This window comes from Neotamlana sedimentorum (genome assembly GCF_000943565.1).
Classification (GTDB): Bacteria; Bacteroidota; Bacteroidia; order Flavobacteriales; family Flavobacteriaceae; genus Neotamlana; species Neotamlana sedimentorum.
The window spans coordinates 23756-32496 of the sequence record NZ_JTDW01000023.1 but is presented as its reverse complement, the minus strand read 5'-3'; the positions used below and the strand labels follow the sequence as shown (position 1 = coordinate 32496).

The window sequence follows — 8741 nt, the reverse complement described above, 5'->3', positions numbered from 1 at the left end:
TACTTTCTATGGTTCTCTCACTTAACTCCATTTGTTACGACTCTCTATCATCTATCGATGTTTTTTTTAATTAAACACAACGGTCTCGTATAACCGTCAGTTACGGATTTAAAGTTAATAATTTTCAATTAAGCACTGACGTTAGCAATTCCGAGTGGATTCGGACGCAGTCGAATCCGCCGTAATTGCGGTTATACATTGTTGTAAAACGTTATTATTCAATTTCTATATTCAAAACAGGTTTTTTTAGTCTAAAATTGTCAGCTTTTATTAATTTAATTCCGACAATGCTTTCAGATGAGATATTTTTATTTTCAATTAAATATCCGTTAACATAAATATTATTTTCCTCATTAAGTCTAAAAAATAGATTCAATTCTTTTTGAGATTTGAGTTTAAATTCGTGATTAATATTCGCAATTATAATTCCTGCACTTTTTTCATTTTCAATAAATAAGCAATTAGAACTTAATTTTCTTTCTTTAAAAACATTCATTTCCTCAATTTTGTCAGAGGATATTTTGTTCAACAAATCAATACTTCCAATTATACTGTCGTTTATTATCAAAATTGGTTTTTCAGCTTTCATTATGCTCAATCTCGAATTCTGATTTTGAGCGAAAGTTGAAGTTCCTAAAAGTAATATTAAGAATATTGTCAATATTGATTTCATACAGTTTTTTTTTAATGTTTTACAACGGAATTGTATATGCTTTGTTGCGTGTACAAACCGAAAGATAATAAATAAAAACTGACAGAGAAAATTCGGAAGAATTTTCGGAAGTAATAACTGAACCGAGCAATAAAGTATATACATTGTTGCCAACTGTACTTTTCAATCAGTTCAGACGTTCATTGACATACTGAATACTTTATTTTTTTGAGGGAAGGCAGATTGCTGACAGTCGGAAGCAAAAAAGTGAGAAAAAACTAAAAAAACCGATGAATTACACTTTTTATGCTAAAATTTTGTAAATAAAAGCACAATATTTTGTAAATTATATCCGTTGAATATATATTCGCCGTAAATAAAAAAAGGGAAGCTCCACAAAACTTCCCTATAAAACAAAGCTATCCTATATTACAGAGTCACCCAAAAAGCGAAGCATTTCGCTTTTTTTGGGTATATACGCTTTCCATTTTTTACAATGAATCTACGAAATACCAACTTCTGTCTTTTGCCGTTTTTTTGTCTAAATCGCGCCATAATTACAGTCGAATTAATGGCTGACTTGGATTAAACCTTCATTTTGCAAAGGTCAGCACCAAAAATCAGGCACTACCACACTATGTGGCAATTAAAAGCCCCGTTGTGGAAACAGGGCTTTATTTTGTAAAATGAGATAAATGTTTTTTAATAGAAACACAGAGAACAAGCAAAACAGGCTTAGTTTTAAATACTCATATTACATTTAATTCGACATTTCTGTCGCAATTTAGACGATACAAAGATATAAAAATTTATTTCATATCTATTTCAAAGAACCAGTAGCTCTTAATAACAATGTCTCTACCATATTATTAAAGCTTCTATTTTCATTTTTTGACAATTCTGAAATTGTCTCTAAAAGACTTGGATTGAGGCGAATTGTCTTAACTTTTTGTTTGTCATTCATAATCCAATGTTTTTAAATTAACAGCAAGACTAAATTAGCTTTTTTATTTGTATTCAAAACGAATACAAATGAAACGTTTTTAACAAGTTTTTAACAATCAGAGGTTTATCCGCAAACAAACTAAAAAGAAGGGAAAAAAATAAAGAGATTTCAGTAGTCAGTATAATAAATACTTGGTTCAGTTGTATGGTTGGCAACGGTTCGTGTATGGTTTGTTGCGATTGTTTCGCAACTAATCTAGTAAGAATAAACCGAACGTTAGGGAAATCCGGAGGATTTTCCGAGTATAGACAGACCCAAGCAATTAATTATACACACTGTTAGGCACAGTTATTATTCCTGTTCTATTATTCTTATTAATTTGTTAAGTTGATAATCTTCTTTCCAAAAAACTTGGTCTAAATTCCTTTCAATTAAAATGTCTGGTTTTGTACCAATTCCATCCAATATATTACCGTCTTTTTGGAAAGACACCATTGTACTTATTTTTCCTCTTAATTCAGAATTTGGTAATTCAAACCGTTCACTATTTCCGCTGGAACCATCGGTATTTACTCCTGCAATTTTTATGTTCGGTAATCCTTTAAATACAGAGATAAAAACAGAAGCAGCGCTAAAGCTTCTTTCATTGGTTAGTATATAAATTGGCTTGTCATAAAGGTATTTGTCTTTCGTAATTTTCTGACCATTTAAAATATAATAATGATAATCGCTGAATTTACTATTGTCCAAATTGTACATTGGTTTAAATGAAGTCATAAATTTGTCAATTGCTTTTTGTTCTCTCTTATCTAATTCGTTTTTTGAGTATAAAAAGCGATAATGCAAATATTCCTTTAATTCATCATTCAGAGGTAATTTCCCTCTCTGTTTTGTAGCGTTAACGACATAAACAGAATCAGGATGTATTAAATATCCAGCAAATTCTTGAATTAAATCACGAGTTCCACCACCATTATCTCGCACATCTATAATTAAAGCATCTGTCTGCTTTGCCTTTGACATAAAATTATTAAGAAATTCAAAGAATATAGGACTATCCTCTTTGTCTAGCATATCGACAATACGAACATATCCTATATTATTTTTTAGTGTAAAAAATTGTTTAATAATTTCCTTATCGTTTGACTCTTCTTCTTTAAGAAAGAAGTTTTTAACACGAAATCTTTCATCCCAGATTCTTTGTCTTTCTGCTTTAGGAACTAATTTTATATTTATTTTTTTATTAAGCCCCTTTTTATTTGTTAGCGTTATTTGAATAGGATTAGGTAACTTGATATTTAGCGTTTTAAAAACATTTTCTATTTCTCTTAACTCTCTAATTGAACGAGTAAAGTGCGTTTGTTTTGGTGCAAGAATATCTTTAGGAAGAATTTGCGATATTAATTCTTCAATTGGGATATTATTAATTGATTTTAAATATGGAAATTCTGTATTATATAAATGATAATCTTTGTTTTCTCTGTTATAATCGATAACTAAAACTTTATTATCTAAAGGTGCAAATGCCAGCGGAAAGAATAGTGAATTACGCAATCTTTTGCCTCTAATATATGAGTGTCTATCTCCAATTTTCCCAATAGTCTTAGATAAAAAAATCTCAAAATCAAATTTGGTTATTTGTTTGTCTTCAATAGTATTTAAAAATTTGTCAAAATCTTTTTTGTATTCATATCCATTTAATCCTTGATATGAAGATGTGTTCTGAAGAATTTCGTCAAGAACTGTCAAATCATATTCAATTTGACTTTTGGTTAAATATTCATTTTCATTTTGTGCATTACAATTAAACGTGAAGATTGATAATAAAATGACTATGTATATTTTCATTGGGGATTGTTTTTTCTAATTGTGCCTAACGTGTTTGTGTATGGTTAGTTGCGTGGTTGAGCAACTAAATTAGCAAACTTTTACGAACCCGTGAAAATTCCGCAGGAATTTTCGCAAGTAGGCACGTAAAAAGCAATTAATTATACACGTTGTTGTGTGTAGGCTTTATTCAGTTTGTTTTTCAACTCAGATTTTACATTTTCGTTCCATTCATTTTTCAGAATACTCATTAAAATTCCATCAGTTCGTCCAATTCCATTCATCGCTGGAAATATCCCACGTAATATACCTTCTTTTTGACATCCAACACTTTCCATTGCTCTAATACTTCTTTCGTTTTCGATGTAGGCTCCAAGTCCGATTCTTTCAGCTCCCATTTTATCAAAAGCGAATTCAAATAATAAATATTTACAATGTTTGTTTAATCCAGTTCCTCTGAATTGTTTTCCGTACCAAGTATATCCTAATCGGATTGCGTTTAAACTTGGAACTATTTCGCAATATCTTGTACTTCCAGCAAACTGATTTTTTATTTTGTCAAAAACTACAAAAGGATAATCTTTTTCCACTTTCCGATTGTCAATAGTCGACTGAATATATTTAGTCAGATTTTCAATTCCATTTCCTTTTACGAAAGAGTATTTCCAAATATCAGTTTCATTTGCTATTTCGATTAAATTTTTGACGTGTTCAATTTTTAGAGGACTCAATTTTACAAAATCATCTTCTAAAATATAGTTTTCTTTAAAGTCGAAATTTAGCATTCAGTTCGTTTTTTTAGCTTACACACAACTAGTTATATCCTGATAAATATAACAAAATATCCATCAATTCTTGCGGGATAATAGGAATTTATCTTCCGTATTATCAACATGCTTTAGTTGGTTAACTGCCTTGTCTAACGGACTTTGTATATCTAATAAATCTTTTCGGGCTACATGCGTATACACCATTGTGGTTTCTGGTCTGGCATGCCCTAGCAACTCTTGTATATGGCGCAAATTAACACCTTGCTCAAGTAAATGCGTAGCATAACTATGGCGCAAAGTATGCGGCGAAACAAGTTTCTTTATATTGGCTAACTTACACGATTGTTTTAAAAATTTTCGAATACTACTATCCGAATAAGCTAAGCCATGTTGCCCTTCAATTAAATAATTTTTAGGCTCATAAGTCATTAAATAATTTTTTAATAACGGTAAAACACTTTCAGCTAAACTTACATAACGGTCTTTTTTTCCTTTCGCATTTTTTACAAAAATTTGTCTTCTATCAATTTCTAAGTCGGCAACCTTTAAATTAATAAGTTCACTAATTCGTAAACCTGACGAATAAATTAAAGCAATAACCATGCGGTGCTTTAAGTTTTTGGTAACCTGTATTAATCTTATAATTTCAATATAAGACAAAACGTTAGGCAAAATCCTTGCTTTTTTAGGACGCTGTAATTCTAAATCGTTAATGTTAGTAATCTTATAAAAGCCCACAAATAGTTTCATGGCACTAATAAATTGGCGTTGTGTGTTAATAGCATAATTACGTTTAATATAAATAGTTTCAATGTAATGCTCAACACTGCGGTTATTTAAATTTTCAAAAGCTTCATTATTATAAAATTCTACAAAATCGGCCACCAATTGTGTGTAGGTATTCACCGTGCTATCACTATAACGTTTGCCTCTTAAATATTTAAAAAAGTTGTTTAATAACTTTCGGTTGTCATCAGTTAATTGTCTAATTCTTTTCTTCGGAAACTTTTTTTCGGGTAATTTTTCATTGAAAATATCATCGGCATTAACAGAAGCAAATCCTTTAAAAACAGCAAAAATAGTTTTCAAATTTTTTGGGTTATTTTGCACATACCAAGCGCTGTGAGTTTTACTCCATTTAGCTTCCGTTTTTTGTCGTAAAAGTTGAATTAAGGTGTCGTTGTATCTAAAATTTATAGTAATTTGATGCGCCTTTCTGTGATATTGACGCTTTAAAGTAACTAAAGGAAGAGCTTGCATAAATAGGTTTTGTAATAAAAATACAACAAATATTTATATTTCAAAAATCGATAGTAATACGTAATTTTACAACTTAAAATATTTAAAATTGATATCACCAAGTTCTATAGACCAAGTATTCGAAACCGCTAGAGTAGAAGAGGTTATTGGCGATTTTGTACAATTAAAAAAAGCGGGAAGTAATTTTAAAGGTTTAAGTCCGTTTAGCGACGAACGCTCACCTAGTTTTATGGTGTCGCCTGTAAAACAAATTTGGAAAGATTTTTCTAGTGGAAAAGGAGGCAATGTGGTGGCTTTTTTAATGGAACACGAACACTTTACTTACCCCGAAGCCATAAAATATTTAGCTAAAAAGTATAATATCGAAATTGAAGAAACCGAGCAAAGCAATGAGCAAAAAGAAAAGGCTAACGAACGCGAAAGTTTATATTTGGTAAGCGAATTTGCAAACACTTATTTTCAGAAAATATTACATAAAACCGATCAAGGAAAAGCCATTGGCTTAAGTTATTTTAAAGAACGTGGTTTTACTCCAGAAACCATTAAAACTTTCGATTTAGGATATTCTCCAAACGAGTGGCAAGCCTTTACCGACGAAGCTTTAAAACAAGGTTACAATATCGATTTTCTTGAAAAAACAGGATTAACAATTGTAAAGGATGAGAAACGTTTCGACCGATTTAAAGGGCGCGTTATGTTTCCTATAAAAAGTATGAGCGGACGCGTTTTAGGCTTTGGCGGACGTATTTTAATTAACGATAAAAAAGCAGCCAAATACCTTAATTCGCCCGAAAGTGATATTTATCATAAAAGTAAAGTGCTTTACGGTATTTATCATGCCAAACAAACCATTGCAAAAGAAGACAATTGTTATTTAGTTGAAGGCTATACCGATGTAATTCAGTTTCACCAAAGCGGAATAAAAAACGTGGTGTCATCGTCTGGAACCGCGTTAACCAGTGAACAAATTAGGTTAATAAACAGATTAACTAAAAATATTACTGTACTTTTTGATGGTGATGCGGCGGGTATGCGAGCTTCACTTCGTGGTATCGATTTAATACTAGAACAAGGCATGAATGTAAAAGTATGTACATTCCCTGAAGGCGAAGACCCCGATAGTTTTGCAAAACAAAACAGCTTAGAAGAATTAACACAGTACCTTAACGAAAATGCCAAAGATTTTATTCAATTTAAAGCCTCGGTTTTATACGAAGAGTCTAAAAACGATCCTATAAAAAAGGCCGATACCGTACGTGATATTATAAACTCTATTTCTAAAATTCCCGACACAATAAAAAAGGAAATTTATATTCGCGAATGTTCGAATATAATGGATATTAGTGAAGAAGTATTGTTTAGTACTCTAGCACAAATGAATAAAAAAGAGGGACAAGAAGTTGATAAGCAATTTAAAAAAGACCAAAAGGCTTTTGAGGTTATAAAGAATCAACAACCGGTTGAAAAAGTTGATGTACAATATCTTTTAGAACGAAAAATAATTGAAATTTTATTACTTTACGGAAATAAAACTGAAGAATTTGAAGATTTAGTTTTAAAGGAAAATGAATCTGGTGATTTAGGATTGGAACCTGTAATTCATGAAGCCAAAGTATTCGAAAAAGTGTTTTTAGATTTACAGGATGACGAAATGGAATTCACAAATCCAAAATTTAAGACATTATACTATACAATAATTGAAAAATTAAATCAAGATCCCAATTTCGAACTGAATAGTTTTGTGAATACAGTTGATAATGCAATGGCTAGCGAAATAACAACCATTTTAATGGAAGATGAACGGTATACGCTCGACGATTGGGAACGACAAAATATTTATCCGAAGGCTAAAACCGAAACAATTGCGCAATTGGTTAGCGAAACCATTTTAAGTTTAAGGTGTTTTTTAATAGATTTAAAAGTAAAAGAGTTTCAAAATCAAACATTAAATAACAAAGTAGACACGAATAGAAATATACTTGAAGAAGTTAAAGACTATTCGGGTCTAAAAATGTTATTATCTCGAAAACTTAATAGAGTGTTATAAAACTTCCTCGGCAAGTTTTGCTTGATTAACTAAATCAACCAAATTAGTAACTTTAAGTTTACGCATTAAACGCGCTTTGTAAGTACTAACTGTTTTTTCGTTAATATCTAACTCTTGTGATATTTCTTTGTTCTTTTTACCAATGGTTAGTAATTTTAAAACTTCAGCTTCTCTTGTAGAAAGTTTCTTGTAAAAAGAGGCCTTACCATTACTACTTACACGGTTACCAAAGGCTAACTGTTGGGTTAAATCATTGCTTAAGTAAATACCGCCTTCGGCTACTTTGTAAATAGCTTCACTTAAAGTGATTAAGTTTTCAGATTTAGAAATGAAACCTGAGGCACCAGCTTTAATAGCGTTTAAAGCGTAAACCTCCTCGGGCTGTGCACTAAAAATTAAAGTTTTTACGTTAGGAAAATCTTTTTTAAAATAACGTAATACCGTTAACCCATTTAGTTTTGGTAAATCGGTTTCCATTAAAACAAGATCAACAGGATTTCTTTTTACAAATTCAATGATGGATTCTCCATCACCTACACTTCCAACAACCTCAATATCTTGAGTTGCGGTAAATAAGACTTCTAACCCTTTTCGTGTTACTGGGTGGTTGTCTGCTAACAAAATTTTGATCATAATATTTAAGCTTTTTTTACAATTAAATTGAGATATAATTGTGTGAGAGACTAAGCTGATTGTAAATGTAGTAAAATTTTACTTTCTAAAAATAAAAGAAAATAAATTTAACTTATTATATATAAGTTTAAGTTATGCAAGTATAATGTTTTTCGATATGTGTAAAATGCGGGAATATTTTCTAAAAAATTAAATAAGTTAATCAATTTTGACATCGAAAATATATTATATTAATAATTTGGCTTAGAATTTTTTTTTGCTAGAAAACAAATTTTAACCCCAATATTCTGTTTTTTTTAAAAAAATATTGTAATTGCAATATGTTGGGTTATTAATTTATCTAATTAAATTGTAATCCATAAAAGAAACTAGGAAATTATTAGTTTTATCTATATATAACGGGTGGTTAATATTTTAAATCAGTAATTAAACTTGGTGGTTTTTTTTGAGAGTAATCTAGAATAAAGCCTTCACGCTGAGCGTACTTTTATAATTTTATGTTTAATTGAACATCAAAGATTTCAATCATTTTTTTAGTTTTATTTACAAAAACTAGTTCGTATTGTATAATCTCTTTTTTCCGTCCAAATTTATTCCCGGTTATAC

The 8741-nt window shown here is 30.3% G+C and carries 7 protein-coding genes; 1 reads left to right on the top strand and 6 read right to left on the bottom strand.

Features of this window, described 5'->3' with window-relative positions:
- Positions 1–214: 214 nt before the first annotated feature.
- The 5 genes from PW52_RS16430 to PW52_RS16415 form a co-directional block, all read right to left on the bottom strand.
- Positions 215–673, bottom strand: a complete 459-nt coding sequence (locus PW52_RS16430) for a hypothetical protein (protein WP_044634077.1) — start codon at positions 671–673, stop codon at positions 215–217.
- 799 nt (positions 674–1472) lie between these two features.
- Complete coding sequence (locus PW52_RS17590) at positions 1473–1616, bottom strand: hypothetical protein (protein WP_165586788.1); 144 nt, start codon at positions 1614–1616, stop codon at positions 1473–1475.
- A gap of 333 nt (positions 1617–1949) precedes the next feature.
- On the bottom strand, positions 1950–3446 hold the full coding sequence (locus tag PW52_RS16425; RefSeq protein WP_044634076.1) for a S41 family peptidase: 1497 nt from the start codon (positions 3444–3446) through the stop codon (positions 1950–1952).
- A 140-nt stretch (positions 3447–3586) separates the two neighbouring features.
- The gene (locus PW52_RS16420; protein ID WP_044634075.1) at positions 3587–4210 is read right to left on the bottom strand and encodes a GNAT family N-acetyltransferase; all 624 of its coding nucleotides are present in this window, start codon (positions 4208–4210) and stop codon (positions 3587–3589) included.
- Positions 4211–4273: 63 nt separating this feature from the next.
- A complete protein-coding gene (locus tag PW52_RS16415) occupies positions 4274–5455 on the bottom strand; it encodes a tyrosine-type recombinase/integrase (protein WP_044634074.1) in 1182 nt (393 codons plus the stop codon).
- Positions 5456–5543: 88 nt separating this feature from the next.
- Between PW52_RS16415 and dnaG the strand changes: the two genes are divergently transcribed.
- Entirely contained in the window at positions 5544–7502 is a 1959-nt protein-coding gene (gene dnaG / locus PW52_RS16410; RefSeq protein ID WP_044634073.1) for a DNA primase, read from the top strand.
- Here the strand turns inward: dnaG and PW52_RS16405 are convergent.
- Positions 7497–8135, bottom strand: coding sequence for a response regulator transcription factor (locus PW52_RS16405; protein ID WP_044634072.1), 639 nt, complete (start codon positions 8133–8135; stop codon positions 7497–7499). The two genes, dnaG and PW52_RS16405, sit on opposite strands and share 6 nt — an antisense overlap.
- Positions 8136–8741 lie beyond the last annotated feature (606 nt).